Genomic DNA, 24,546 nt, shown 5'->3' with positions numbered 1-24,546 from the left:
TTATACTTTTAGTCTATATCGAAATCCATTTTAAACTGGGCTGCGTTTGGGTTATGAAAAACGGTAGCTTGCATCATGGCTTGAACTGTTAAAATATATCCGGCCTGCTTAGTGGCAATGTTCCCTCCAGGATTTTGAGCACAATAGGCTGCGCTAAAACTTTCTAAAAGCCGCTCGATTTTTTGCGATTCTTTTGGCAATAGAAAGGTTTTTAAATAAATTCTTAAAGCTGGTAAAAAAGGCTGGCCTGCCAAAGCAATTGTAGCCGTGAACGCTTTTAATACTGCCTGATGCTCACCGTCTGGACCACTTAAATAGTCACCAACGGCTTCTAAATCCAGATTTCGATGTTGTTCATGAAAAAAAGCGGCGATCTGTTCTCCAACGTCATTTAAACCCGTTATATGATGCGCTTTACATATGTTTTTTATTGTTTGAATACCATCGCTAGCTTTCGCATTAAACGCGTCAACAAGTTCTCTCTGCCTTGATTGGAGTTCCTTTTTCATCTCCGCTGGCTTGGGTTGAGCTTGAGTCATTGCTTTCTTTACTGCAGCAATATTTGCTAGGTACCCTTTGGGTAGTGCGCGTTTGTATCTACCTGTAGAAGGATGGCAGTCCTCTATTTGAATAGACAACGTTTCTGATAATTTAACAGGCTTTTCTAACGCGTTTTTAATTGCTTTAAGCGTTCGAGATCCAGGCTGCCTTCTTTTGCTGCTTGAATAGTTTTCGATAATTCTTTATGACGAGCTGTTAGTTGACTTTGAATTAATTGGGTACGTTCATTCAGATTTTTTTGACTCGGCCTTTACTCATATTAATCCCCCTATTAACTCATGCAATTACTACAGTCTTCATATAAATTAAAATCGCTCCGCGCGCTTATTATACATGAATATTAGTAAGAGATTATTAGCCAGGTAATCCCATTCATTGACCTTGTGTTGAAAAATAAGGCCAATAAAAAGAAGGGGATATGATAACTCGCTGATATTAAATGTATTTAATATGAATTTTATTTGGATTTTTTTGCACAGATGGTGCTAGCGCTATTTATACTTTGGTCAAAATTTTTTTCGTAGATTCTTTTTACTCATAGTATGGAGTAGCTATATTAACATGCTTGTTAATTTGAGGGTGCTAATCGAACGTTTCTACTAAAAAACTCTTTGGCGTTTAAAGCATGAACAATCTCTTGAAAGAACCTAAGAAATCAAATCTAATAAGATATAACTGTTAAACTAAAAATACTATGATTAAACAAATAAATGGATTTATCTTATTAATAGTTTTCTTATTGCTGCCAATCCAGGTTTTGGCATTAAATAAAGCCAAAATCGGTACGCTTATTTATAATCCCCCTTATGAAATGGCCATCTTGGATCAACGCTATGGTTTTGGCTTTAATTTTGAAGTAATCAATACCGTTTGCACGTTGATAAATTACAATTGTGAATTAGTTCCAATGCGCTTTGATAAATTAATGGATGCGCTAAATAGTGGGGCGCTTGATGCTGCTATTGTTGGTATTAGTTTATACCTTAGTCAAGATAGGTACGTTTATACATATCCTTACTTTATAAGCGAGGCCCGCATATTGGCATTGCGTAGCAGTCGCATCACATCACTCAATGACAAAACACTCGGTGTCGTTAGGCAAACTCTGATCCCATTATATAAAAACTATATTCTAATTGACGAGCTCAACACTCCAGGACAACATGATGATTTAATTAATATTTTATATTTTGATAATTTACCCCAGTTATTGTCAGGGTTAGATAATCATACAGTTGATATGATTTTGCTTGACGCAGGAGCCGCCATGTATTGGCAGGAGCAATCAAGTAATCTCTATGAAATCATAGGGCCGGCAATTACCTTGCCGGAAGGCATGCGTATTGTAGGGCTTTATAATAATCAAAAATTAATCTCTCTAATGGATGCGGCATTAGTTAAAATGGAAAATGATGGCCAGTTATTAACGATATATAAAAAATATTGGAATACCATTTATTCGCAATGGAAATACATGGGAAAATTAATTCCTCAACAAAATAATCATTACAAATTTCATGTGTTTTCTGTTCCGGAGTCCCTCGTTAAACCTATTAACACAATAGAGCAGAGACCTGGCCCATAAAAAACCACCAAGACTTAAGGGAAGGGATAACGTAAAGGAAGAAAAATTTTCTTGCGAAGAACCCATTGAAAAATAGCCGTGAAATCGTCTAGTATGGCGTCAATTATAGTTTAATTGTGGTCAGCTGGTAGTTGATTGCCGTTCCTTCTATCAGCACTTATAAAGTGCATTTAAAAGTCCAAAAATGCTTAATAGTCTTATTTTACTTTGCTGTGCGCCCCGGAAAAATTGAGTGTTTTCAGAGACCCGCTGCAGAGTGTTAATCCTTGCTCTCTTAGCTTGAATTAATCGAATGTGAGTCTGGAGAATTCATGAATAAACTAAAAATTATAAGCGCTTTCACGATAATGACATGCGCATTAACTTTTTTATTAACCATTTCAAACTCAATTTTAGCGAATGCACTTTCACAAGCCGCGCCTGCTGTAGTCGTACTATGCTTGCTTCTCTTCTCTAAACAGAGAACGGCGGAATTTAAAGAGTTAGGACTGTTTAGCTTAGGCAAAGTGCAATGGTATTTCCTTGCTATTAGTTTACCTATTGCTGCGATTATAACCAGTTATCTAGTAGCAACTCTTTTAGGGTATTTCTCATTGGATTTAAAACTACCCGCGTATACTATAATTTATCGCACCTTCCTATTTATGTTCATGTGGCCTCTGCTTTGGGCAATGACGGAAGAGATAGGTTGGCGAGGATTTTTACAGCCAAAGCTCATCAGCTTATTTGGCCTACGACAGGGTCTGTTTTTTACTGGAATCACCTGGGCTGTTTGGCATTTTATCTTTATCTTTTCCGGCACCTATTACGAAGAAGGTAATTTATTTATAAACACGGTACTGTTTACGACCACAATAGTACTAATGTCCTTTGCAATAGGCTGGATCCGCTGGAAAAGCCAAAGCCTATGGCCATGCGTCCTATTCCACTCAGCCTCTAATGCCACGTGGCAAATCTGTTCCTATCAATTCAATGTAAAAAACCCTTATTACATTTATATGGCGGGTGAAGCAGGGGCTTTGAATATTGTTTTCTGGGGGGTGGTTTTGGTGGTGGTTTGGAGGGTGTTGATGAGTGAAGGGAGTAAGAATTCTGATAGAAAATATTACGAGAACCTCACGATGAAAGTACAGTCGGGTCAATAAATTTTTATTGCTATTGTAGGGTTACCCGGCTCTTCAGTTTACTCGAAGAATCATTCATAGCTATAATTACCTGTTTATTAGTATTTTTTTGTCGCACTCCTCCAGGGAGCAAAATGTATAATGCCCTTGTCATTATTGTATTTTTGATTAGTGTATGGCGCCTGTTCCATAAGACAATACGATACTCCAACGTTTGGCATGCAACAGTGACGCCTTTAGCGTCAATCATTGGCAGTGGCTTTTTAATTTCAGCTCCTTTACTAATTTATTCGACTGGAGTTCTAGCTCCCCTCGTCATGTTTATTATCGTAATGCTTGCCTATGCACTGGGCTCAAGTTTACGTTTTAACATCGCTTATTTAGAACCCAAATTAGCTGATAATAGCCTTCCTCGTTTTATGAGCCTCATTGAAACCCTTTCACACCCTATATTAAGTATTGCCTACGTCATCTCTGTCGCATTCTATTTAAAGCTTTTGGCCGCGTTTATTTTTCGTGGAGCAGGTATTCATCATTTGTTCATTGAAAAAAGCTTAACAACCGTCATTTTAATTTTTATTGGAGTTGTTGGCCGCTTCAGAGGGTTAAGCATGTTGGAATGGCTGGAAATTTATTCTGTTAATACTAAATTAGCGATTATCAATGCCATTCTGATTAGTTTTGCTGTATTTAATGTTGCTCAATTACAAGAGGGTCAATGGCTAATAAAAAGCTTTTCACACGACTCGTTATGGTTAAGCATACGCGAAGTCCTTGGAATGCTTATCATCATACAAGGATTCGAAACCTCACGTTATTTGGGGAAAGATTACAATGCCGATTTCCGTATTAGAACCATGAAATATGCACAGTGGATCTCTGGCGCTATTTATCTTATTTTCGTCGGTTTAGCCTTGTCGATTTTTAATAACATCCACTCTATATCAGAAACGTCCATTATTGATCTTTGCAAAGTCATTGCTCCCGTCTTACCCTTTTTACTCATAGTGGCAGCAATAATGAGTCAATTTTCTGCAGCAATAGCGGATACGGTCGGAGGCGGAGGCTTGCTATCAGAAGCGTTTCATAATCATTTAAACACGAAACAATGCTATTTACTGTTAAGCTGCGTAGCCATCGCTTTAACCTGGCTAACGAATATTTATGAAATTATTACTATAGCCTCTAAAGCTTTTGCTATTTATTATGCCTTACAAATTATAATTACTATCTTATTAAAAAAGCAGTTGGGTCATTCTGCTATATCCATATTATTTTATGTTGGATTAACTTTCGTTATGGTTCTGGTTATTGTGTTTGGGCTTCCTGTTGAATAAACCTGGTTTGGACACCGTTAGACGTTGGAGCAATGGACAAATACCGTAGGTATACCATTTAAATTCTGACTGAATTGAGTGAAATCTCGTTTAAAACAATAAATTATTAAATTAAATCCTGGATTTGATTCTTGTTCCTGACGTTTACTTCTACTTCAGAAGAGACGGGTTTCTTCACAATAAGCCCCGCTTGCGCGACGCTTATTGTGAGAGTCTACCCTGCTCATTGAATTAGAACTTGTTCACGAGCGAAATAAGCGCTTCTGGCAGAATATCTTCCAATGCTTCGGACGTTTGTTGATTTCGAGCGATGGTTTGTAGTTTATCGGCGACCTGTTGTCGAACAGCGGGATCATTGAGACCTCTATTGATACGGTATAAACCTGCTGTGGGTTCAGGGGTTGAATTTCCAAAATGAGTGGGGGCAGGTCCACCAAAGAAAACGTGAGGACGAAATCTAGCATATCCTGGATTATCTGGATCTGGTACAGTATCTGTTTCTACATAGTTTGGCTTATCGGCAGATGGCATTTCAAATCCCCAAATTGACTAATTAAAAGTCATTATACCTTAATTTTTTACTTAAAGTAATATATTTTAACATTTGTTGCAAGACTTAAGTGAGAGAAATCAAAGCGGTATTTTATGGGCACACCAGGTTAAGCCGAGGAGCCAGCAATTCTTGTTTAATTAGATGTCTATATAACTTAAGAATAAATAAAAATTTTCTATAACGATCCACTGTTATTACTTCATACTCAGCTCAGACTGGCAAACGATCAAATCCTTATCTATTAAAATATTGCCATATTGGAGACTTCAATGAAACGAGCAAAGGCGGGTGCCAAGAAAGCCAAAAAATTACGCATAAAGAGTTAAAAGGAGTGAGTGGAGGTAGTCCGCAAACCCAAACCCAACATTCTTGTAAAGTTCTTGAGAATGGTTCCACGGTATGCACCAGCTCTGGTGTTCTAGGACCAGTCAATAACGATAACCGAAATAATTAGCAAATTGATTCGTAAGGCCGGATGACTGAGGCGGTATATCTCGTAGTAGAACATAGTTATTGTGGTATTTGTTCTTATATGCATGCGTAATCCATCTTTTAGACTAGCTCTATAGGAGGCGCATTGACCGCAATTTTTTGCCAGAAATATAGAACGCTTTTCCCCTGTTATTTTGAACAGGCCATATTTATATAAGAAGAAAGTAGATTGCCCCATAATTTGCCTCACTGTATGGATTACTTTAACCAGCTATGGGCAGGAAATTGAAACACTTTTTTTAAATTTGGACTACACTTTAAATTTATGCGCATGTAATATGGCATAAATAGCACTTTTTGAATTATAATTAAACAAAAGCTGTGCGCTATGGAAGGCTAAAAATTAAGCAGCAGGCGCGCGACCATCAAATGTTTTAGCCATTGATACATATAGGAAATTAAAATGAATAAGCCCTATCGAATATTGGTAGTAGAGGATTCTCAACCGGCCCAGATAGTTGCTAAACAACATTTGACAGAACTGGATTGTTTGGTCGATATTGCAGCGGATGGTGACAATGCGATCGAAAAATGCAATACCATTCCTTACGATATAGTTCTAATGGATTTAGGTCTATATCCGGGTGAGAATGGGTTCGAGGTTGCGAAAGCCATTAAAACCGAAAGCATACACAATAGAAACACGCCTATTATAGTCGTCAGTATTCATAGCGAAGCGCAATTTTATGAGCAGGCGAAAGATGCTTACATAAGTGGTTTTATCTCTAAGCCTTTTACTCGTTTTGAGGCTACCGAGGTAGTCAATTTTATCCGGGGTAAGCAGTAACAGGCCGTCATTCTTGTATAGAAAAAGCGTATTATGGAGAATGACTCCATACTCTTGATTAAAATGGCCAAATTCTATTAGGTTCATCCAGTATTTTCAGGCAATTATCGCAGAAAGCCCACAGCCACTCCCGCAGCGTTCAATAGCTCCTCTTCATGTTGAGCAAGACCTTCAACGTCGTTGTCAACGCGTCTGTTAATTGGGTGAGGGTTTTCTCATCCTGAACCAAGGCCTGGTTGGATTCAACTTCGATACCTGCATAATTCTCATCCGGAAATTGCTTGCGTAGAGCGCGAGTAAAGCCATCATTGATTCCAAGATAAGGGTAGTTCAGTCGAGTACGCAGCTGACTGTTGTACTGTTTAAGCTGTTGTTGCCAGTCTCTGGCAAACATTTTCTCACTCGCACGTCTTGGATCATAGAGAAAACCAATGTCTGCGTTACGCTCTTTCCCATTGAGTATCGGTGTAAAACTGTGAATGGATAGGTGAAGCACTTGTCGGTCCTGGGCAATCTGTTCTTTTATTTTCGCTACTGCTGCCTGGCGAAAGGGTAAGTAATATTGCTGAATAAGTTGCTGCTTTTCTGCCTGGGGTAAATTAATCGTAATTTCAGAAAAACAATGGGAATGAGTCAAACTGCGATTGCAGTCAATTAGCAAGCGGGTTGCCTGTGCTTGAATAAAATCACAATTAAAAACCTGTCGTAAATGATTGGCAATTGACAGAGAACCAAAATCAATTCCACGATGGGACTCTAACAGATGATGATAAGGTGCAAACTGCTTTTGATAAGCAACAGGTACAGTATTTACTGCATGTTCGCAACTTATTACAAGACCTAAGGGTTTCATAATGGATTAAACTGTTGGTTAGTGTACAGACAATGCGTTAATTGGCGATAAAGTCTGGAAAGCGTTGGCTTCGTGTAGTCATTGCCACAAGCTCGCAAAAGCCGCTCGCTTAAATTGCCTTGGCTCAAAATATATTCGAGCGCACGTTGACAATGGATATCCAGATCGCCGCTGACTCGTTCAAGAAGTTGCGACCAGATATTGCGACAGCTGAGAGTTCGTTTTTGGGGTAATTGCCATTGTTTATATAATTCAGCATCATCAACGGTAACTGTTAAACCATCCTTGATGGCCTGATCATAGACTGTTTTTAAGCGTTTAGAGTCACAAGGTGTGTCTAAATAATAATGGGAGTTCTGTTGCCAGTATTTCAAAATGGCATGGATGGCCAGTGCAATAGCAAGATCAGCTTGTACACATTCCTGTGAATCAAGAATACGAATTTCGATGGCTTTGTAGTCAAATTTAGGAATCGCTGCTCTGGAGTTCAGCCATTCATGTTGCAAAATCCCTTCAGGATCATAGGGGCGGATATCGTCGTACATGGGCGCTAAAAATCGTTTCTCTGTACTCTGTTTCTGAACGGATAAATTCAGGGATGATCTCAGCGCTGATTGATGGAATACGTTGTTGGTTCTTACCATAAAAATACAAGCGTGAATTTTTTAATCCGGTTGCTTTACCATCAAGGAAAGGAGTACTGGCTGCGAGGGCGGGTAGTAAAGGCAGCAGCAGACGAATGGCATTGTGTAGTTGGCAGAATTCGTCATCATTCGCAAACGGTAAATTAACATGCATGCTTTGCAGATTCGCCCAGCCGTGCCCCTGACAATTAAAAATAGAATCGTATTGGCGGTAAATGGCGTTATTACCATGTGGCCAGCGTTCGGTTTCTGTGAGTGGATTCATCCAGGGATGAGCACCTGAGGGTAATAGTTGTAAATTATGCTGATCTAATACAGGCTGTAAGGATTGTATTGCGTGCTGAAATTGCTCTACTAAAGGCGCGTTTGGTGGCTTGGGGCCATTATTTTTAACTCCAGTACGTGCATCACCAGTTCATTACTTGCAGCAATGTCACCATTCTCAAGGACTACCTCATTCACTTGTTTTCCTGCAAGCGTGCTTAAGATCACATCGCTTTTGGGTTGTACATTTAAGCTATTACGGTCTACCAGCATGTACTCAATTTCGATGCCTAAAACAGAGAAAAGCGAAAAATCAGACATAACCATGTTTCCTGCGAATACGTTGTAAAAAACGCTCATAATGTGTTCATATAACGAATCACCCAAAATTTTATCTTCTATGCCACAGTCAATATTGGGATTATCATTCACTTCAATCACATAGTGTTTGTCACCCTGACTTTTAATGTCGACACCATAGAGGCCATCACCAATTAAGCGTGTACTTTTTAATGCTGTTTTAATAACGGTTTCCGGTACTTCATGGAGAGGAACTGTTTCCGTTGCCCCTTCTCTTTTTTCGCTCAAGGCATTCCAATTGTAAATTTGCCAATGATTTTTTGCCATGTAATAACGACAGGCGAAAATGGGTTTGTTATCCAAGATGCCGATACGCCAATCATATTCTGTGGGGATAAACGGTTGGATCAAAACCAGATCAGAAATTTTGAAAAACTGATTCAGTGATTTCTGTAAGGATTTGGCATCATCAAGTTTGAGAACACCATGAGAAAACGCACTGTCTGGTCTTTTTAAGACACAGGGAAACTCTATTGCCGGAAGATTTTTATCGTATTTGCTGATAAAAAGGGTTTCTGGCGTCAATATTTGATGACTACGCATGAGTTCAGCCAGGTAAACTTTATTACTGCATTTGACAATGGATTGTGGATCATCAATCACAACCAAATTTTCCTGGGCAGCCCGTCTTGCCATTCGGTACGTGTAATGGTTAACAGAGGTCGTTGCGCGTATAAACAAGGCGTCATATTCAGCAATTGATTTGTTATCACTTTTTTCAATGAAGTCGATGTTTAATCCCATTTCTTCACCAGCACTAACAAAAAATCCAGGGCTTTTTTATTAGATGGTGCATTCAGTTCGCAAGGATCAATGAGAATCGCTAAATCATGAAAACGTTGCTTTTTACGCCATTGGTGAAAGCGTTTCTTCGACAAATAACTTTCAGCGGCTTGCTTCATAAATTCGATATGATGTTCTGGAACATCATTAAGTGACAAAGGCAGTAGTTTTTTAATACGCCACTGTTTCTTTTTTCCAAGATGAAACGAATCATCGGTAAGGGGAACAAGCCATGCAGTTTTTTAGCAAGGGCTGCATGACGTTTAGCCATATTTTGACCAAAGTAAAGACTTAGAATAAATTCTTCACCTTTGATGTCCTGAAGACTGTGTTGAATTTCTTCATCAATATCCTGTGAAATAAGAATTGATAGACTCACATTAAGCACATCTTGGATATTATGGACCGAGGGAATCGCTTTATGATCACGGGCATGAGCCAGTAGCGAGACATAATAACCAATCGTTTGATGGCCATAAGATTGACAAAGATTGATTACTCGCATGGACTTGCTTTGGTGATAATTTTCACTGGATAAATAATCTAAAGCATGAACAATATTGGCGAGTGGGCTTAAAAATTCCCAGCTTGGGGGGTCATCGGTGACTATTATAGTTTGCATTCAAGGCTCTTGGGGTTGAATTATTAATAACACAGCATCATAAGTCAGGACGCCGAGCATGATGGCATTGATTAGGCGGTGGCCGCTTACTTTGTAATAATTGTCATGGGAAATCGGGTTTTCACGATGCGGATCAGCAACAACAATGAGTCTTTTTTTATTGTCATAACCGCAGAGCACAACAAAATGGCCGCAGGGAGTGCCTCGGATATCATCATAAATGGATTCTCCTTGTTTAGTAAAACGCTCGCGCGCACTACGGTATAAATAAGTCGCACTAAGCCCGGTTAATATCGGAATGTTTTGAGCAAAATACTCTTTAAGTAATTGCACACTTAAAGTACGAAAACGGATTTGACCGCCTAAAGCCAAGTACTCCAGGAAAGCATGGCTTGCTTGAGCGAATCCTTTTTCTTTCTTATGTTTCATTTGTGCTTTGAGTTTAAGCATCAGCATTTCTTGATTGGCTTCACCTTTGTCTGCTCTAAACCAGGTTGGATCAAAGACATTAAGATTATTAATATAAATGGTTGTCTTAAATCCGTGTTGCAAAGCATGTTTGCCTAACATGGGGGCGTGAGTTCCACCAGAAAGAGAACGCTCTACCTTACTAATTACCTGGTCGAGACTGAGGTCCAGGCCATAATAGCGATAAATAGCATGTAGACTGGTGGGGCCACAAGTTTCATCATCAGGTTGTGTATGAATGGTTAAGTCGATCATGGGCCTATGTCCAGTCTCATAGAGATTAAGCATTCCTTGTTAACGTTAGACGGCATACATTCGTTTGTCAATTAATAACATAGGAGAGGAACACCTGGAATTGAGAATAAGCGCATAATAAAACTAATAATGGGAATTAACAGACCGAAAGAAAGAATAATGAAGAGAGAGGGCGTGAAGTAAGTAGGTGCGTTGCCTATGCTCAGCTTGTTTGTGGGAGGCGTAATAACTTGTCGTGTCAGCAGATAAGCTAATAGTAATAAGCCATAAAAATAAAAAGAATAAAAGCCAAGCTTACCTATGAAGGTAGGCATATAAGGGGTACGGACATAGTCAATTGGAAAGTTAAGCAGAAATAAATTTATAAGCCACAAGAAGAGTAAGTTATCCCTCCCAGTTTTTTATTAATGGCTGTTATCCAGACACAGGCAACAGGAAGAATTAATAAAGGAAAATAATATAACCAACCGAACGGGCTCATTAATAACATCATGATCAAGGTCAAACAAAAAGGTTGGTGATTCAGTGCTGTTGATTTCCCGGTACTCTTTTTCAGGTACCAGAAAAGAAGACTGAAAAACAGAAAAATATAGACTGTTTTAATGGCGATTAAACTCTGTGTTTTATCATGCACATCAATAAATAAACGGAACAGAAAACCATAAAGAGAGGCATTCCAACTATCGCCGTACCAAAGAACGCAGGTCAGCATGGAAAAATATTGCTTATAAATAGTAGACCCAAAAACTAACCACGGAATGAAAGACAGCAACAACACGGTGGTTAACATGATCATAAAGACTTTGTAACGGCCTTGTTTCAAGGCAAAGAAAAAAGTAAGGCAGGGAAGAACTTCATCGCAATGATGACTCCCCAAAGGATGCCGGCACTGTTCTCTTTATTTTTAAGGTAACAATAATAACCTGTGATTATAAAGAAAAATAAAATGGAACCGAATTGCGCAATGGCAGTATCCATGACTGTTGCGAACAAGGATAAATACATGAGATATAAACTTACCCAATTCTTTTTCATGAAGTCGGGAGGAAAGGCGAGCTTAAAACTAAAATGAGCTCCGATTAATCCTAGCAGCAAAGAAATAGCCGACCAGATAATCAAGGCGAGATCATAGCTAAGCCGTAATAAAGGAGTCAGCATCCAGAGTACGATTGGTGGATTGAGGTTAGCTGATAACCTTTTTACAGTAGGTAGATAAGTGGTATATAAAATTTGATAGGGATTCTGTTTATTACTAAAGAGCTGAAAGGCCGAATAAAATGAGGAAAAATCGAGTTTATATTGATAAGTAAAAATAAAATAAAATAACACACTATAAGTGCTAAGAAGAATGAGTAATACAGCAATTTGCCAGCGGTGAAAATTCATTTTTGCACTCATTGACCGTTTATTCCAGCTTTATTAGGGACGGTTTATATTTCGCTGGCTTAGGTGCTTATGGTTTGATTTCCGAGCATCGCAGTGCAGACAATCAAACCCTAAGCACCAGCATAGTTAGGAATATAAACAAATCCTAATTTAATACCTTAACTGATAACTCCAGACTAAAGGTAGCAACTTCTTCGGGGTTTTTAAGATAATCAGTAAAGGCCCTGATTTGTATCGGTTTATTTACCCGTTCTCCGGTTTTTTGGATTCCAGGAGCATCTCTTTCACCTGCTCTCCTTCTTCACAGACGAAATAAACATCAGACTCAGGTCGGCGAAGAAATTGGGCCTGAAACGATTTGAACGCAACGGATACGTTCAAATTGGCACGCTTTGCATGATAGAAGCTATGTAAGCCGCCAGCAAGATCAGCTCCCACTGCCAAGGCGCCAAAATACATGGAGTTAAGATGGTTCTTACTGCGTCTTCTTAACGCTATTTTTAGCAACAATTTTTTTCTCATCGAGGGCGATTAATTTAGGTTTCAAGTGGCCGATTAAAGGAACTTGAAAATGGCCAAAATACCAGAGGAAAAATTTAAAACGAGTGAAGTCCTTCATTAAGCTTCCTTGTTCACAACCTGTAAGTTAGAAACTATTTTCTTTACGCCTCGTACGGCATTGACACGCTTTATTATCGCGACAATGGATTTTTTTGCTTTAAATGTCCAGACAGGGTGACGGTACCATTCGTAGTCGTTGCATTAATACCGACTAAAGGAATTGATTCATCATCAAATACCTTAGCTCGTAAAATAGCTGCTTCGACTTTGGCAGTAATATAAGCATCAGTAAACGCTGTGTTGACCTGTTTGATAACCAACTCATCAGTTTCAACGGCTTTTACACCGGTGGTTACCTTGGCAAGCCGAAGGGCATCTACAAAGGCTTGTCTATTTTTGACATGGCCGCGTAAGGTGACAACCCCATCTTTCGTTGAGACATAAATTTTCAAGGGATTCAGATCACGGTTTTTAGTAAATTTGGCAGTAATTTTTGTCGTGATAACCGAGTCGCTTAATTTTGTTCAAATTCTTTTAGGTTGCCCTCAGCACGGACAAAACTGGCAAATAAAATCAATAGAACACTGATGATGAAATTCGGTAAGGAACGCATTCTAAATGGTGGCTTTAGTCAACATGGCAAGAGTATATCATCTTTAGCATAGCTACCAAGGGGTTTCAAGCAGTTAATACACAGAATTATCCACAGAATTTGTGGATAAAAATTTATGGAACTATTGTGAGTAAAAGCAGAAAATGCTTTTAAATCAAGGAAATATGAGGAAATTGGTTTTCAGAACATGACGGGTTGCAACGAACGAAGAAAAGTTATTCACAATGAATTATAAGGACAAGCGAGATGATTCTATCAGATAATTTTGAAAATTCCACTATGGCCAGATATTTATTTTTAGGTGATGAAAAATTTAAAGTAACTATATGTCCTGAAGAACTGAAATCGGGTATAAAGCTCGGTAAAACAGAGGAGGGAGTTGTATGCCGCAATTGCTTTTAGAATATAGTGCCAATGTTATTGAAAAAGATAAGATCAATGCTGTGTTTCCATTGCTCCATACTGTTTTGTCGCAAGATCTGCCCGCACGATTAGGTAATTGCAAAAGCAGAGCAGTAGAATGCAAGGATTATTATATTGCTGATGGACAACCACAACATGCATTTATTCTTGTTAACTTGACCGTATTGACTGGTCGCAGTGATGATACTTTGCAAAAAGTGGGTGAGAAATTAATTGCTGTGTTAAGACAATATTTTTCTGCATCGCTTAACAAGTTGCAATTACAAATTTTTCTTGAAATTGATGTATTGGATAAACATTATTTTAAAATAACGAGTGCAGAACCTGAGTTAAAACTTTAGACGTGTTAGCTCGTTTTTATTAGCTTGGCAAGATTTGCCATTTTTTGATGGGATATTATGAGTATAAAATTATATATAGGGTTTAAGCCATATTTTAGCATTACAGAGCTTTCAGCGAGTGAATTGAAAACAGTGAAAGATCTTATAAAGCAGTCTTTGGGCGATTATTATAAACAAGATCTGGCGCTCTATGCTGACATGTATAAGAGTGAGAGTATAAGTCTGCTAGTAGAGTATGTTAGTCAGGAAGATGGGATGTGGCTTGTTGAGTTTAGAGAACAAGCTACAATCAATAAAAGAGCCTGGGTGAATCCTCAGGATCCGAAAGATATTCTAGTCGTTACGTATGAAGAGGATACTTTGGTACTGACGCCTTAATGATAGAATCTTGCAAGGAGGTGAACTTTTCTTCCTTGCATTTTCCACACCTTAGGTGTCGTGCCTGATCATAGTCATATCCTGAATTAAAAAAGGCGGAGAGTTTGCTTTGATAACAATCACGGAAAAATCAATAGTCATATTTAATTCTGGAATAGCGATGGATTGATTTACTCGCCAATAATGGATGTTAAAAGCGAGGCCCGAGTTAACAACTGTAGCAGGGCCCAAGGCGACAGGATGCAGGGTTAACTTCTCGGCACGTATAACATTGACTTGATCACCAACAAACTCTTGCAAGGCTGTCCAGGCTGTGGGCATATAATTTTGCCTTAAAACAGCGAAATCATCAGGGGTCACTGTATAATCAATCGATAGAGTAGAAAGAAGAACCTGTTGTGTCCATGCCGCCACATCGTTATTGTCAGCATAATTAAGAGAAGGAAACGCAAGCAGTATTATGAAGATCAGTCGCAGGAATCGATTGTTTTTCACGATGAGTCCTTCTACTATTTTGTCCTGGTCTCGTAGCCAAAAAAGAAGCAAACAAGTCGCAAAACTAATCGTTTGTTTAGAGTATAGCAAAAAGGAGTTTGCTTTTTACGAGGTATAACTAGATACCAAAGCCTGATTTTAATCGTTGCAGGACGTGTTTTGCTCTTTCAATATCTTCATCTTCCAAAGCCAATTCCAGTTCTGTTATTGCTATTCGCACAGTCTTGATATTTAGTCGTCTCATTCCGCGTAGAAGAAAGCCAATAGCCGCAAATACCAGCATACTAAAATAAGGATGTTCGCATACGAAACGCTGTAGTGAGGTCATAAATGTTCCTTAAAGTGATCTTCCTTCTCTCATTGTCGTTAGCTAAACGAAAATTAATGCTAGTAAAATAAATAAGTTATGTTTAATTTTAAACCAAATACCTACACTAGGTTATAATTAAGGAAAAAGAAAGGGGGGCTAGGAGATTATCCTTCTTTAAAGTAAGGGATTACTATGAATAAACTGTCAATTATTATCATTTTATTGGTCATTGTGGGACTCCTGTTTTTATTATTTCCTGAGACGGCCATACCACCAACGCAACAAGAAACTACACCCTCCCCACCTGCGTCAAGTCCATAAATATGAGCTCTCAACACTTGGCTGATTATTAGGAGAATATCATGTCAAAAGGTAAAGATGGAAAAGGAAGCAGCGTTTCTAATATGACTGGATTGGATGTGTTAGTCTTGGTGTTAGCGTTTACAGTATCCATAGGTGCAACCTGGATTGCCCATCATCGCGTTTCGATACTGGAAGTAAAAATGCAAGAGAAACAGTTGGAGATTAATCGACTAAATCAAAAATAGTAGAACTGAATCTATTAACAAACGATGTACTCTTCAACTCATCATTTTCGGTACGAGAAAAATTCTCAATGAAAAGTTAGAAAAATTAATCACGACTGGAAACGATATTTAAACGGTGAGGAAGCAACAAAAGCGACCTTGTTTTTGCCCAACTCTATAAGCAAAAGTACTAAGCCGGAATCCCAGATAAAAAGTAATTAAGTCCAGATTAAATGAACCCTGGCCAGATTCCGCGTAGAAAGCACAGGGCATAGAGAACATTACCTTATCGTGCTTATGACATTTAGGTCCTTCTGTTAAAATCGCAGCAACCGAAAGACCTGATGTTTACCACAAGGAATTCCGATGCAACTTCATTACAGTCTTTATCAACGTCCAGAAAGACGTCTATACAGAGAGCATAAATATATCACCCTTGTGATGAATGAGCTTGATCACAAAATTGGCAAAACTGATTTTCGTGATTCACAACAGGTACAAGAAATTGCGAGCGATCTGAATAACCTGGTTAACTTGCTTGGTTTTCATGCTAAGCATGAAGATGAAAAAATTCATGGGTTATTAAAAAAACATAATAGCACTGCTTTTCAGGACGTAGAGGCCGATCACCAAAATCATGAGGCTGTTTTTAATGCTCTTAAAGTGAAACTGGCTGCTATCACGGAAATGCACTCTGATAGAGAGAAAATTGAGGGTGGATACCATTTCTATTTGAGTTATAGACAATTTATTGGAGAGAATTTAGAACATCTTCACAAGGAAGAAACACTATTAATGCCGGAGCTGGCCCGTCTGTGCAGTAAAGAAGAGCTCGAATCTATTGATTATCCCGTATATCAAGCAATGACCGCTGAAGAAATTGTTGGCATGCTACAAACCCTATTCGCGGTTTTAAATCCGGATGATAAAGAATATTTTATTAGCGATATTGCGGATGCTGTACCCAATAAATTGATAGAAAAGTGGGCGGCCATCGCAACACTCTTAACCGCTGCTGAAATTGCTGATCTGGCAACGCGAGTGGAGCTTATCAAACAATTGTCAGCCAAACAAAATGAGCACCTATCCCTGGCGGACTAACTGCATAACCTCGCTAACAAAAACGGGCCCGGGGTCGTTTTTATCGGTTTGGTAATTTGGATCACGCTCAAGCCACAGCGGCGTATTTTTAAAACTTAAATACTCGTTATGGCCAATAACATGCGTTATTTCCGGGTATTTCTTTTTAAATAACAAACTAAAAATGCATTCGCTCTCACTTGCGCATCGGTTAAGTCGTCTTTGCTGTCTACTCCTCCAATATTTTCAATACCAATTGCGTAATGGTTTAAACCAATGACATGTCTCGCCATCCAATTTTCAGGCATCAGTTGATAAATGCTTCCGTCGCGATCAACAACAAAATGACTGGAGACATTTAAGTTGCCAGGCAATTCTTTTATGCGTGGTGAGCTTTGAGGGAAAGTAGGTGGATGAAATATACGCAAGGTTGCTTTGAGTGTTGGTATACAGGTCCAATGCAATACAATCATTTTGGGTTCAATTTCAATTGATTGCGTGTTAATTCCATAATGGGTTAATTGATATTGCTGGGTTAAAGCAATACGCTCTTTATCAAATTGAATTGGCGCTTTATGAATGATCTGCGCATCATGGCAAGAAAAGGCATGTACCAGAGAGCTCATAAAAAATAAGAAAGATATACAAATTTTCATATTATGCTTTTAACACCATGAAGTAAGCTGTCACATAATTGGGTAAATGACGGTTTGCTTGATAGAAAGCCTCTTTTCCGGCATAGCTGCCTGTTAAAAAATCGACTTGATAGAGGTTATTTTGAAATGCACCGCCAGTATCAGCAAGAATACCTGCTCGTGTCCTCATTTGTCCGGTCTGGTCGGGATATTGCACCATCAGCAGTTTTCCCAGGCCAAATTGCTCAAGATCGGCTGCAAAGGTAACGCCGCTATTAACAGTAATTTTATACTCAGCATCTTTACCATAACCTTTGATCCCGTGTACTGGTTTAAAATACCAGTAGCGCTCCTGCTCATACGGGTTTTGGGCTTTATCATAAGGAACATTGTTGTTGCGATTAACATTAAAGATTTTTGTCTGTTTATGGTCGCCAAAATCAGCAACGACTGTACCTTGCATTAAGGCGGCTTCCAAGTCATCTCGATTTAAATAAGCGAGCACGGGAACGTTCTTATTTGCTAAAGCGCCTTTTAAGATAGCTTGTTTGCCGTAGTGAAAACGAATCAGTTCAGGGTTGGCATTGGCTGCTTCAAGGGTGAGCGTTTCTTCATCTTTTGGAAGTGCATAGAGTGCAAAAGGATAAGTTGAGCTGGGCGTACTAGATACGTTGGCGCGGTGGACGTAATATGTCGTCATTAAAATTTTATCTTTGGGTAACCCGGCGATTAGCGGTTTGGCTCGAAGCGTTTTGGCTTGTTTGCTGTCTGGATACCAGCGAATGAAATCAAAGTGCTTTTTAACAAAAGCAGGATCCTGCAGCTCATTTTGGTGTTGGCAAATAAATGTTAAGGTGGCTTTGACCCGTGCAAGGGGCAGTTTAAAAACCTTACCTTCATGGATGACCTGAGGATCGTAGTGATTGCCTTTATTTAAATAGGCTAAGGTTTCTTTCGCTGTTGCACAGAGGGCTGGTCCATTAATCTCGTAATACTTGGCGGGTAATGGTTCTGCAGGGACAAAACGAGGGGCAGCAACAGCCTGAGTACTAACGAGCAAACTATAAAAGAGAACCTTTATTTTCATTGGTCACAACAATGTTTGTATTAAGCCCCAGATCATACCATATTTGCTCCGCTTAACTGTAAGGTTAAACTAGAAATTGTTTGATTTTTTTCCAGGAGAAATAGCACCGATTTTGCCAAGTAATTCCCCTGGAGGGCTCATAAAATCCGGTGCCTATTTCTACCGGTGCACGTTATATGCGATCAAAGAAAAAATTATGCCCATGACTGGGAATGACTATAGGTAATTTGGGTAGTGGGGCAGATTTTCCAAATAGGGTATGGCGAATGAGTTGACTACAATATTGATGATAACCTGCAGACTCCTGAATATTTTGTTGAAAATCCTTTAAATTATCCAATTTAGCATGGACACCACGTTTAACCATGGCGCTAAATTCAGGATCGGTTGGACCAGTATACAGTTCACCTAGTTCAGTCCAGAGACTATGTGAAACTTGTCTTCTAATTGGACCCCAAATAGCAGTTAAGTCCTTTTCTATTAACGAAAACAAATGCATTAAAGCACGGTAGTCCTTAGCAGTTTGAGGGTGAGTAAATTGTGCCAGATAATTCATGGCAATCGTTTTCACAATGCTGTCTCTTCTGTCTTCAATGGCAAGCCGAAGGGCCTTTTCCAACTTAATAAAATCATTCTGCTTGGATTCATAGACAAACACTTCGGCTGTTTCAATGTCATAAACCCATCCATGAAGTGTTAGTTGCTTAGAGGCAAGCCTTTCAGCAACAAGAGGATAGGTTTTTAAATGGTTAATTTGTGCTAACACATTCTTTTTAATGGTCATCTGTACTTTTCGGGAGAAATCCTCTTTGTCAGTTTCTGTCCCAATCTCTTTGAGTACGGAGTGTGAATTACGAATCCAGGAAGAGACTAAGGGTAAATCGCTTTCAAGCGTTGGTGATAACAGGCCTTTCATTGCACCACAGTCAGAATGCCCGCAAATAATGATGTCTTCTACCTGGAGTACTGTTAATGCATATTCAAGCGTAGCGGCTTCGCTAGACTTATTAGGATAGGGGGGAATAATATTTCCTGCATTGCGATGGATCAATAATTCTCCGGGTTGGGATTGGGTTATCAGGCTGGGGATAACACGAGAGTCTATACAGGTAATGAAAAGGATACCTGGGGATTGACCTTTACTTAATTGTTCAAAGATAACCTGCATCCTTTCAGAGAGATTCGCTTGGAATCGGCGTACGTTACGCATTAACTTGATTAACATTGGCGCTCCTTTGTTTGGTCATCTCTGGTTTGACCTTAACGAGTGATATTCCCAAACAAAGGTAACTAATTGTTTCTCAAACGTCAATTTGTTTACAATATTGTAAAGAAAAGTTAATGACGTCTACTAGGGTTTAGCTTGGCCTGTGTTTGATACAGGCTCTTGTTTCAAACATTCACCGACAGCTTCTTTTTGCTGTGGGGAGCAATAACATAAATAAGTTCCCACGTTACGTGCTTCTTTTACAAGCCTTACACCATGAAGTTCTTGCAAAGCGTCTAGCTGATTAGGACGTAGATTGGATAAACGCAGGGTAATCGTATCCCATCTTTTCTTATAGATTTCATGATTTTTTTCCAGTGTGAGGGATAAATCAGGTTGATAGACCATAGGTAATCGAGTTAAATGCACACCAAATTGGTTAAGGTTGGGGAAGGCTGCTAAGGCAATATGGAGGGCTCGAGCAAAATTGGGTCCTATTACTGTTTGGTTTTTAGCAGATTTACCTGTTACAAATAATTCAATAGGGTCTTCAGTCAGTGTTTTTTCCAGCAAGGTCACGGGAATAACCATAGTTCCAGGAAAAAATTCCTTCACAAACTCCACCAAATGCAAGGGAGTCAAGATCGCTTTCATTTCTGAGGGGGGCACAGCATAGTTTTTTCCCGGTACTCTAACTTCACTGAAGTAAGACGCGTCTTCTTCTCTAGTTGGTATCCCACAGAGGCGCATATTAGGCCAGCAATTAACGGCTATGTCTGGATGACCTCCTTGACTGTATAATTGTCCTTCTCGTGAAAATAGAAAAACCACCGAATTTATTAACGCTTCTGACACTTGATACGTAGGTAATCTCACTTTGTCGAAATGACGTTCGCTAGCAATGGCCCAGAAACCTTCTTTTTCATCATAAACGAGACTTTGAATAGTTTCGTCAAGCTCTCTCTGGTCTGTTAAATTAACTTGGTTGTAACAAAGCTGAGTATCCGGGGTATTATTTTTTAAACAACCTCGTATTGATGATGGCTGTGGTACAGTCAGGCCAAGCCTGGCAATAGAGGCCAGAATATTTCTTGCTTGTTCGGGGGGAAAATTATTTTCAAAAAAACTGCCCACTCTACCGTACATGTCAACTGCTCCATTAAATTTAAAGAGATATTTTAAATGGTCCTGACTATTTTTTAAGATTTTGTTGAAGATAAATAATGTTTGATGCAGAAACAGTCTTTTTGGTATTTATAAATTCAATTTAATTTCAGAGAGTTATCTGAATAACGACTGCTCAATTATTCGATGTCTATCATTTATCGGGTTTAATTATCTACTACATTTTCTATCATTCGTCTTGCCAAGGAGGCTAAAACAGGGTTGGAGTTCTTATAATAGGGCAGCATGATTAGAGCAATTGATAGGGCCCAGCCCCGGCCTCTTTCCCATGTGTTGTCATCAATATTTTTCAAATTCTTTCTAAAAACGTTTCTTGAATGTGAATTCAGTAAACTCCAGGCGATCACTAAATCACAAGCAGGATCGCCGATGCCCACATCAGAAAAATCAATCACTGCGGTTAGACGATTGTTTTCTACCAAAATATTGCCTGGCAGAAAATCCCCATGTATCCATACGGGTGCTTGATGCCATGCGGGGGAATTGGATAGCCGATGCCATAAAGAGGTTACAGATTGGATATTAATCTCACCTTCTAATTCGCTTATCGCTTGCCTTGTGTCTTCATTCAGCTCTTTTAAAGGTACTCCACGCCTGGAAAGAGGGCCATCAGCCAATTTTATTTCATGTAGCTCGTTTAAGAAGTCAGCTAACTCTTTAGCCAGTAATTCATATTCGTCCTTTTTTTCAAAAGATGGATTATGACCATCATTCCATTGAGTGATGAGCCAAGACCAGGGATAGGATTGACAAGGATCGCCTTTAAACAAAGGCACAGAAATAGGTAAATGCAGATATTGAGCAATCTTGGGAATCCATTCGTATTCTTTATGGATACTTTTAGTAGCCCAATCGATACGGGGAAGACGAATAACATAGTCACTGCCTAAACGAAATAAGGCATTGTCTGTACCACTTGATAAAATAGCTTCGAGAGGCAAATTATCCCAATGAGGGCATTGCTCTTTAAGCAGAGTATGGACAAGAGCCTCGTCTATATCTACCTCATTTTTATGCATTTTTGTCATCGTTTTTTATCCCTTGCTTTCCCATTCCACCTTATTTATTGCCAACGAGGTGGAGCAGGTTGAAATTAAAAGAATTAAATTTTGGGCTATATTCTAAAAGCCCCTGTCGCTCAAGGCGATAGAAAACCAGCTATCGGATAACGATTTTGCTGCGTTGCTCATCATGATGGGGGTTGTGGCGTTCATGGTGAAGATCCTAATGCTCATTTGCTTGAACTGATTACCAAACCTTAGGGGAGTAAGCTGTAGGATCTCATATTATAATTGTTCTCTGATGGCTGGCATTTGCAAGGCTACCGTAATCAATTCAGCACGGTTGCGGCACTTTAATTTTACTTTCACGGCATCAAGATAATGTTCAACCGTTTTAGGTGATAAATTCAAAGTATTGGCAATTTGTTTGATTGTCATGCCCTTAACCAAATGATAAAGGCAATCCATTTGGCGCTTGGTTAAATGACTTCCTCTAGTGAATGGTTGGGTTCCAACGACCTGTATTTGCTCGCAAAGGCTGGAATTGGTTAGAGCACTCATTTCATTGACGGTATTTATTAAAGAATGTTCATTTTCAAGTAAAAAGAAAGGCCGAAAACGCCAATAACTTTACCTAATGAGGTCCGTAGAGGTGTTTTGTGGCTGATATAACATTGTAATATCTTGCTATTTAACCGAACTGATTCAATATAAGTTTTTGCTTTATTGGTTTGAATCACCTCTTGATCATTCTGTATTAGAACGGAGGCTCGTTCTTTCCACAAGAGATCATAATCAGTTGCTCCAATGATTTCCTGCTCTGATCGTATATTATTAACCTTTAACATCGCTTGATTGCTGCTTAGATAACATCCTTTGGTGTCCTTTGAATAAACGTTAGCAGAGGTTAATTCAAATAAATTTTCTAAGTGGTTTAAGAGAAGTGGTTCTTCAGTTTTCATAAGGCAACGATATACAAGTACATGTTAGCTTCATTATACCAAAATGATCTATTTATGAACAGATCTAGGGGGATTTGTCCCCCTAGTCTTTTCTGTTCAAATTAAGTACTATTTTCTTATGTAATGAAAAATCTGCCAATCAATTGGCCGAGTTTTTGATAGTCAGGAGCGATGTTGCCATTAACTTCTGGTTAATAGAAACCCATTAGATTAAGTAACTATCAGTTTTTTGGGAGTGCAAATGGCCTATCCTTTATATAGTTATTTTAAAGAGAAAACAGTTGAACCTAGCCATCAGATCACCTTGTTTGGCGTGGTTATGATGATTAACTTCCCGCTTTTTGGGTTGTTGGGACATTTAGAAAATCCTGTTTCCAATCAAGAAATTATCCTAAGATTAATAGCAACAGTTCTTTGTACTATCTTATCACTACATAAATTTTGGCTACTCCAATACCAGAAATTTCTTCCCGTTGTCTGGTATCTGACTTTAGCGTTTTGTCTGCCCTTCTTTTTTACCTATCTGACCTTACTTCATCATGGCGCAACATTCTGGCTAATGAATGGTATCTCTGCCACTTTTTTCTTTTCCTTGTTGCAAGTGCGCTGGATTCGCTTATTCTGCTATTGCTTGGTAGTGGAGTAGCGCTTTTTTGTTATTTATGTGGTTCTAACAGTTCAATCTATTATGTTCCGAATAATCCTTCTTTCTTTGAGCTGGCCATGACTTTTGCTACGGCGATTGTGATCGGTACCTTGTTTGCCAGAGAGCGCGAAGTAATTCATGCCAAGGTTTCTGGGATTCGCCTTTTAGCAGGGAGTTTGGCTCATGATTTGCGAACACCACTAGCGAGCGTCTACTTACAGACCCAACTGCAAGAAGGTGAAATTGAAAAAATTAGAAACCCTGAGGTGAAAAAGCGCTTAAATGATAGTATTCATATCATTGAGCGTGGCATTGAGAGTATTAATCAGCTTATTAGTATTCAATTAAGTAATATTCAAAGTGACCAATTTGATACACGCAAATTTGTTATTTACCCCATTAAAGAATTACTTAAACAAGCTTTGGAGGAGTATCCATTTAAAAAAGGTCAGCACGAGCTTATTCAGCTGGATCTGGCTTGTGATTATTCGGTATGGGTTGCTGACATGGTTTTTAGGAATCTTTTCTGGAATATATTAAAAAATAGCTTTGAGTTGATTGAAGAAGTAGGTAAAGGAGAAATATCGATTTGGATATCAGAGGGAAGTAAGGATGATGATTTTAATTATTTGCACATTAGAGATACTGCCAAAGGAATTTCTCCCGAAAAACGAAAATCATCTTCGAGCCTTTTTATTCTGAAAGGAAAGGTGGGACAGGGATAGGGCTCGCTTGTAGCAAGCGTCTCGTCGAGGCAGCAGGAGGTTCTATCTATTGTCAGGGAGAGCTTGGGAAATATACTCACTTTATTGTTAAATTCCCGAAAATAGATTAGCTGTCAGTGCTGTTTATGCCTCCTTACCGTTTGATGAGCTTCGGCGGTGACTCTCTGAAATCATTAAATTTTTCAATTGTATTGTGCTCGATTGGACCTACCGATAAGTCAGATGAGGCGTTACTGCCTTTGATTCGTAGCAATCCCCTAAACGGTCGTACATGAGTGATTGTAATCTCAGCGCAT

General features: G+C 39.0%; 32 protein-coding genes and 2 pseudogenes. 12 read left to right on the top strand and 22 right to left on the bottom strand.

The features are described 5' to 3' along the window. Positions 1-8 precede the first annotated feature (8 nt). Entirely contained in the window at positions 9-539 is a 531-nt protein-coding gene (locus BN58_RS20745; protein ID WP_051131816.1) for a Sec7 domain-containing protein, read from the bottom strand. Between the two features lie 716 nt (positions 540-1,255). Here BN58_RS20745 and BN58_RS00400 point away from each other — a divergent pair. From BN58_RS00400 to BN58_RS00390, 3 genes are all read left to right on the top strand, one after another. Continuing rightward, positions 1,256-2,146 (top strand): transporter substrate-binding domain-containing protein, encoded by an 891-nt coding sequence (locus tag BN58_RS00400; RefSeq protein ID WP_019215149.1) that lies wholly within the window; start codon positions 1,256-1,258, stop codon positions 2,144-2,146. A gap of 311 nt (positions 2,147-2,457) precedes the next feature. Further along, positions 2,458-3,291 carry a CPBP family intramembrane glutamic endopeptidase gene (locus BN58_RS00395; RefSeq protein WP_019215148.1) on the top strand — a complete coding sequence of 278 codons (834 nt, stop codon included), beginning with the start codon at positions 2,458-2,460 and terminating at the stop codon, positions 3,289-3,291. 113 nt (positions 3,292-3,404) lie between these two features. Further along, positions 3,405-4,607, top strand: coding sequence for a hypothetical protein (locus BN58_RS00390; RefSeq protein ID WP_019215147.1), 1,203 nt, complete (start codon positions 3,405-3,407; stop codon positions 4,605-4,607). A 231-nt stretch (positions 4,608-4,838) separates the two neighbouring features. Here the strand turns inward: BN58_RS00390 and BN58_RS00385 are convergent, their stop codons facing one another. Next, positions 4,839-5,138 carry a hypothetical protein gene (locus BN58_RS00385; protein ID WP_019215146.1) on the bottom strand — a complete coding sequence of 100 codons (300 nt, stop codon included), beginning with the start codon at positions 5,136-5,138 and terminating at the stop codon, positions 4,839-4,841. A gap of 917 nt (positions 5,139-6,055) precedes the next feature. Here BN58_RS00385 and BN58_RS00380 point away from each other — a divergent pair. Further along, positions 6,056-6,439 carry a response regulator gene (locus BN58_RS00380; protein ID WP_019215145.1) on the top strand — a complete coding sequence of 128 codons (384 nt, stop codon included), beginning with the start codon at positions 6,056-6,058 and terminating at the stop codon, positions 6,437-6,439. A gap of 139 nt (positions 6,440-6,578) precedes the next feature. Here BN58_RS00380 and BN58_RS00375 read toward each other — a convergent pair whose 3' ends face one another. The 11 genes and pseudogenes from BN58_RS00375 to BN58_RS32215 form a co-directional block, all read right to left on the bottom strand. Beyond that, positions 6,579-7,292, bottom strand: a complete 714-nt coding sequence (locus BN58_RS00375) for an N-formylglutamate amidohydrolase (RefSeq protein WP_019215144.1) — start codon at positions 7,290-7,292, stop codon at positions 6,579-6,581. Then, a complete protein-coding gene (locus BN58_RS32240; protein WP_019215143.1) occupies positions 7,289-7,837 on the bottom strand; it encodes a hypothetical protein in 549 nt (182 codons plus the stop codon). Before BN58_RS32240 ends, BN58_RS00375 begins: the two co-directional genes overlap by 4 nt. Continuing rightward, complete coding sequence (locus BN58_RS32235; RefSeq protein WP_232220220.1) at positions 7,812-8,270, bottom strand: glutamate-cysteine ligase family protein; 459 nt, start codon at positions 8,268-8,270, stop codon at positions 7,812-7,814. Before BN58_RS32235 ends, BN58_RS32240 begins: the two co-directional genes overlap by 26 nt. A 20-nt stretch (positions 8,271-8,290) precedes the next feature. After that, positions 8,291-9,304 (bottom strand): ATP-grasp domain-containing protein, encoded by a 1,014-nt coding sequence (locus BN58_RS32230; RefSeq protein ID WP_019215141.1) that lies wholly within the window; start codon positions 9,302-9,304, stop codon positions 8,291-8,293. Continuing rightward, positions 9,295-9,462, bottom strand: coding sequence for a hypothetical protein (locus BN58_RS32225; RefSeq protein ID WP_019215140.1), 168 nt, complete (start codon positions 9,460-9,462; stop codon positions 9,295-9,297). The genes BN58_RS32230 and BN58_RS32225 overlap by 10 nt, the downstream gene beginning before the upstream one ends. Then, positions 9,459-9,965: a RimK-like ATPgrasp N-terminal domain-containing protein gene (locus tag BN58_RS32220; RefSeq protein ID WP_232220216.1), complete on the bottom strand. Its 507-nt coding sequence runs from the start codon at positions 9,963-9,965 to the stop codon at positions 9,459-9,461. The genes BN58_RS32225 and BN58_RS32220 overlap by 4 nt, the downstream gene beginning before the upstream one ends. Next, a complete protein-coding gene (locus BN58_RS00360; RefSeq protein WP_019215139.1) occupies positions 9,966-10,688 on the bottom strand; it encodes a cysteine peptidase family C39 domain-containing protein in 723 nt (240 codons plus the stop codon). Positions 10,689-11,049: 361 nt separating this feature from the next. Then, complete coding sequence (locus BN58_RS27820) at positions 11,050-11,511, bottom strand: hypothetical protein (protein WP_019215137.1); 462 nt, start codon at positions 11,509-11,511, stop codon at positions 11,050-11,052. After that, positions 11,508-12,074, bottom strand: coding sequence for a glycosyltransferase 87 family protein (locus tag BN58_RS27815; RefSeq protein ID WP_232220215.1), 567 nt, complete (start codon positions 12,072-12,074; stop codon positions 11,508-11,510). Before BN58_RS27815 ends, BN58_RS27820 begins: the two co-directional genes overlap by 4 nt. A 145-nt stretch (positions 12,075-12,219) precedes the next feature. Then, positions 12,220-12,693: pseudogene (locus tag BN58_RS20725) on the bottom strand (PaaI family thioesterase). 73 nt (positions 12,694-12,766) lie between these two features. Further along, entirely contained in the window at positions 12,767-13,096 is a 330-nt protein-coding gene (locus BN58_RS32215) for a BON domain-containing protein (RefSeq protein WP_232220219.1), read from the bottom strand. 535 nt (positions 13,097-13,631) lie between these two features. On the opposite strand from BN58_RS32215, the gene BN58_RS00335 reads away from it, so the two are divergent. Together BN58_RS00335 and BN58_RS00330 are read left to right on the top strand one after the other, a co-directional pair. Then, positions 13,632-14,012, top strand: a complete 381-nt coding sequence (locus BN58_RS00335) for a 5-carboxymethyl-2-hydroxymuconate Delta-isomerase (RefSeq protein WP_019215131.1) — start codon at positions 13,632-13,634, stop codon at positions 14,010-14,012. Between the two features lie 57 nt (positions 14,013-14,069). After that, a complete protein-coding gene (locus BN58_RS00330; protein WP_019215130.1) occupies positions 14,070-14,390 on the top strand; it encodes a hypothetical protein in 321 nt (106 codons plus the stop codon). Positions 14,391-14,441: 51 nt separating this feature from the next. Here BN58_RS00330 and BN58_RS00325 read toward each other — a convergent pair whose 3' ends face one another. Together BN58_RS00325 and BN58_RS00320 are read right to left on the bottom strand one after the other, a co-directional pair. Beyond that, positions 14,442-14,885 carry a hypothetical protein gene (locus BN58_RS00325; protein WP_040915939.1) on the bottom strand — a complete coding sequence of 148 codons (444 nt, stop codon included), beginning with the start codon at positions 14,883-14,885 and terminating at the stop codon, positions 14,442-14,444. Positions 14,886-15,003: 118 nt separating this feature from the next. Next, positions 15,004-15,213, bottom strand: coding sequence for a hypothetical protein (locus BN58_RS00320; protein WP_019215128.1), 210 nt, complete (start codon positions 15,211-15,213; stop codon positions 15,004-15,006). Positions 15,214-15,387: 174 nt separating this feature from the next. Between BN58_RS00320 and BN58_RS35655 the strand changes: the two genes are divergently transcribed. The 3 genes from BN58_RS35655 (at position 15,388) to BN58_RS00305 (ending at position 16,823) form a co-directional block, all read left to right on the top strand. Further along, positions 15,388-15,516 (top strand): hypothetical protein, encoded by a 129-nt coding sequence (locus tag BN58_RS35655; RefSeq protein ID WP_019215127.1) that lies wholly within the window; start codon positions 15,388-15,390, stop codon positions 15,514-15,516. A gap of 41 nt (positions 15,517-15,557) precedes the next feature. Next, positions 15,558-15,743, top strand: a complete 186-nt coding sequence (locus BN58_RS00310) for a hypothetical protein (RefSeq protein WP_019215126.1) — start codon at positions 15,558-15,560, stop codon at positions 15,741-15,743. A gap of 345 nt (positions 15,744-16,088) precedes the next feature. Then, on the top strand, positions 16,089-16,823 hold the full coding sequence (locus BN58_RS00305; protein ID WP_019215125.1) for a hemerythrin domain-containing protein: 735 nt from the start codon (positions 16,089-16,091) through the stop codon (positions 16,821-16,823). Here the strand turns inward: BN58_RS00305 and BN58_RS20715 are convergent. The 7 genes and pseudogenes from BN58_RS20715 to BN58_RS27805 all read right to left on the bottom strand — a co-directional run bounded on the left by BN58_RS20715 (position 16,806) and on the right by BN58_RS27805 (position 22,879). Continuing rightward, a pseudogene (locus BN58_RS20715) lies at positions 16,806-17,458 on the bottom strand (N-acetylmuramoyl-L-alanine amidase). The gene BN58_RS00305 and the pseudogene BN58_RS20715 sit on opposite strands and share 18 nt — an antisense overlap. 1 nt (position 17,459) lies before the next feature. Continuing rightward, positions 17,460-18,524: an MltA domain-containing protein gene (locus BN58_RS00295; RefSeq protein WP_019215123.1), complete on the bottom strand. Its 1,065-nt coding sequence runs from the start codon at positions 18,522-18,524 to the stop codon at positions 17,460-17,462. Positions 18,525-18,696: 172 nt separating this feature from the next. Beyond that, positions 18,697-19,749, bottom strand: coding sequence for a carbonic anhydrase (locus tag BN58_RS00290; RefSeq protein ID WP_019215122.1), 1,053 nt, complete (start codon positions 19,747-19,749; stop codon positions 18,697-18,699). Between the two features lie 126 nt (positions 19,750-19,875). Then, positions 19,876-20,877 carry a hypothetical protein gene (locus BN58_RS00285; RefSeq protein WP_019215121.1) on the bottom strand — a complete coding sequence of 334 codons (1,002 nt, stop codon included), beginning with the start codon at positions 20,875-20,877 and terminating at the stop codon, positions 19,876-19,878. 185 nt (positions 20,878-21,062) lie between these two features. Then, positions 21,063-21,944: an aminoglycoside phosphotransferase family protein gene (locus tag BN58_RS00280; RefSeq protein ID WP_019215120.1), complete on the bottom strand. Its 882-nt coding sequence runs from the start codon at positions 21,942-21,944 to the stop codon at positions 21,063-21,065. A 258-nt stretch (positions 21,945-22,202) separates the two neighbouring features. Then, entirely contained in the window at positions 22,203-22,478 is a 276-nt protein-coding gene (locus tag BN58_RS27810) for a response regulator transcription factor (protein ID WP_019215119.1), read from the bottom strand. A gap of 17 nt (positions 22,479-22,495) precedes the next feature. Continuing rightward, a complete protein-coding gene (locus tag BN58_RS27805; RefSeq protein ID WP_019215118.1) occupies positions 22,496-22,879 on the bottom strand; it encodes a PAS domain-containing protein in 384 nt (127 codons plus the stop codon). 241 nt (positions 22,880-23,120) lie between these two features. On the opposite strand from BN58_RS27805, the gene BN58_RS32210 reads away from it, so the two are divergent. The 3 genes from BN58_RS32210 (at position 23,121) to BN58_RS32200 (ending at position 24,360) form a co-directional block, all read left to right on the top strand. Further along, on the top strand, positions 23,121-23,525 hold the full coding sequence (locus BN58_RS32210; protein WP_232220214.1) for a hypothetical protein: 405 nt from the start codon (positions 23,121-23,123) through the stop codon (positions 23,523-23,525). Positions 23,526-23,602: 77 nt separating this feature from the next. Beyond that, positions 23,603-24,250, top strand: a complete 648-nt coding sequence (locus BN58_RS32205; protein ID WP_232220213.1) for a sensor histidine kinase — start codon at positions 23,603-23,605, stop codon at positions 24,248-24,250. After that, entirely contained in the window at positions 24,202-24,360 is a 159-nt protein-coding gene (locus BN58_RS32200) for an ATP-binding protein (RefSeq protein WP_332247901.1), read from the top strand. The genes BN58_RS32205 and BN58_RS32200 overlap by 49 nt, the downstream gene beginning before the upstream one ends. Positions 24,361-24,546 lie beyond the last annotated feature (186 nt).

Origin of the sequence: Legionella tunisiensis, assembly GCF_000308315.1 — a bacterium.
In the GTDB taxonomy this organism is placed as follows: Bacteria; Pseudomonadota; Gammaproteobacteria; order Legionellales; family Legionellaceae; genus Tatlockia; species Tatlockia tunisiensis.
This window is presented reverse-complemented; position numbering and strand designations above follow the sequence as displayed.

Excerpts from the sequence above, each read along its gene's own strand:
- BN58_RS20745 (WP_051131816.1), bottom strand. The coding sequence starts at position 539 with ATGACTCAAGCTCAACCCAAGCCAGCGGAGATGAAAAAGGAACTCCAA.
- BN58_RS00400 (WP_019215149.1), top strand. The coding sequence starts at position 1,256 with ATGATTAAACAAATAAATGGATTTATCTTATTAATAGTTTTCTTATTG.
- BN58_RS00395 (WP_019215148.1), top strand. The coding sequence starts at position 2,458 with ATGAATAAACTAAAAATTATAAGCGCTTTCACGATAATGACATGCGCA.
- BN58_RS00390 (WP_019215147.1), top strand. The coding sequence starts at position 3,405 with ATGTATAATGCCCTTGTCATTATTGTATTTTTGATTAGTGTATGGCGC.
- BN58_RS00385 (WP_019215146.1), bottom strand. The coding sequence starts at position 5,138 with ATGCCATCTGCCGATAAGCCAAACTATGTAGAAACAGATACTGTACCA.
- BN58_RS00380 (WP_019215145.1), top strand. The coding sequence starts at position 6,056 with ATGAATAAGCCCTATCGAATATTGGTAGTAGAGGATTCTCAACCGGCC.
- BN58_RS00375 (WP_019215144.1), bottom strand. The coding sequence starts at position 7,292 with ATGAAACCCTTAGGTCTTGTAATAAGTTGCGAACATGCAGTAAATACT.
- BN58_RS32240 (WP_019215143.1), bottom strand. The coding sequence starts at position 7,837 with ATGTACGACGATATCCGCCCCTATGATCCTGAAGGGATTTTGCAACAT.
- BN58_RS32230 (WP_019215141.1), bottom strand. The coding sequence starts at position 9,304 with ATGGGATTAAACATCGACTTCATTGAAAAAAGTGATAACAAATCAATT.
- BN58_RS32225 (WP_019215140.1), bottom strand. The coding sequence starts at position 9,462 with ATGAAGCAAGCCGCTGAAAGTTATTTGTCGAAGAAACGCTTTCACCAA.
- BN58_RS32220 (WP_232220216.1), bottom strand. The coding sequence starts at position 9,965 with ATGCAAACTATAATAGTCACCGATGACCCCCCAAGCTGGGAATTTTTA.
- BN58_RS00360 (WP_019215139.1), bottom strand. The coding sequence starts at position 10,688 with ATGATCGACTTAACCATTCATACACAACCTGATGATGAAACTTGTGGC.
- BN58_RS27815 (WP_232220215.1), bottom strand. The coding sequence starts at position 12,074 with ATGAATTTTCACCGCTGGCAAATTGCTGTATTACTCATTCTTCTTAGC.
- BN58_RS00335 (WP_019215131.1), top strand. The coding sequence starts at position 13,632 with ATGCCGCAATTGCTTTTAGAATATAGTGCCAATGTTATTGAAAAAGAT.
- BN58_RS00330 (WP_019215130.1), top strand. The coding sequence starts at position 14,070 with ATGAGTATAAAATTATATATAGGGTTTAAGCCATATTTTAGCATTACA.
- BN58_RS00320 (WP_019215128.1), bottom strand. The coding sequence starts at position 15,213 with ATGACCTCACTACAGCGTTTCGTATGCGAACATCCTTATTTTAGTATG.
- BN58_RS35655 (WP_019215127.1), top strand. The coding sequence starts at position 15,388 with ATGAATAAACTGTCAATTATTATCATTTTATTGGTCATTGTGGGACTC.
- BN58_RS00310 (WP_019215126.1), top strand. The coding sequence starts at position 15,558 with ATGTCAAAAGGTAAAGATGGAAAAGGAAGCAGCGTTTCTAATATGACT.
- BN58_RS00305 (WP_019215125.1), top strand. The coding sequence starts at position 16,089 with ATGCAACTTCATTACAGTCTTTATCAACGTCCAGAAAGACGTCTATAC.
- BN58_RS00295 (WP_019215123.1), bottom strand. The coding sequence starts at position 18,524 with ATGAAAATAAAGGTTCTCTTTTATAGTTTGCTCGTTAGTACTCAGGCT.
- BN58_RS00290 (WP_019215122.1), bottom strand. The coding sequence starts at position 19,749 with ATGTTAATCAAGTTAATGCGTAACGTACGCCGATTCCAAGCGAATCTC.
- BN58_RS00285 (WP_019215121.1), bottom strand. The coding sequence starts at position 20,877 with ATGTACGGTAGAGTGGGCAGTTTTTTTGAAAATAATTTTCCCCCCGAA.
- BN58_RS00280 (WP_019215120.1), bottom strand. The coding sequence starts at position 21,944 with ATGACAAAAATGCATAAAAATGAGGTAGATATAGACGAGGCTCTTGTC.
- BN58_RS27810 (WP_019215119.1), bottom strand. The coding sequence starts at position 22,478 with ATGAGTGCTCTAACCAATTCCAGCCTTTGCGAGCAAATACAGGTCGTT.
- BN58_RS27805 (WP_019215118.1), bottom strand. The coding sequence starts at position 22,879 with ATGAAAACTGAAGAACCACTTCTCTTAAACCACTTAGAAAATTTATTT.
- BN58_RS32210 (WP_232220214.1), top strand. The coding sequence starts at position 23,121 with ATGGCCTATCCTTTATATAGTTATTTTAAAGAGAAAACAGTTGAACCT.
- BN58_RS32205 (WP_232220213.1), top strand. The coding sequence starts at position 23,603 with ATGACTTTTGCTACGGCGATTGTGATCGGTACCTTGTTTGCCAGAGAG.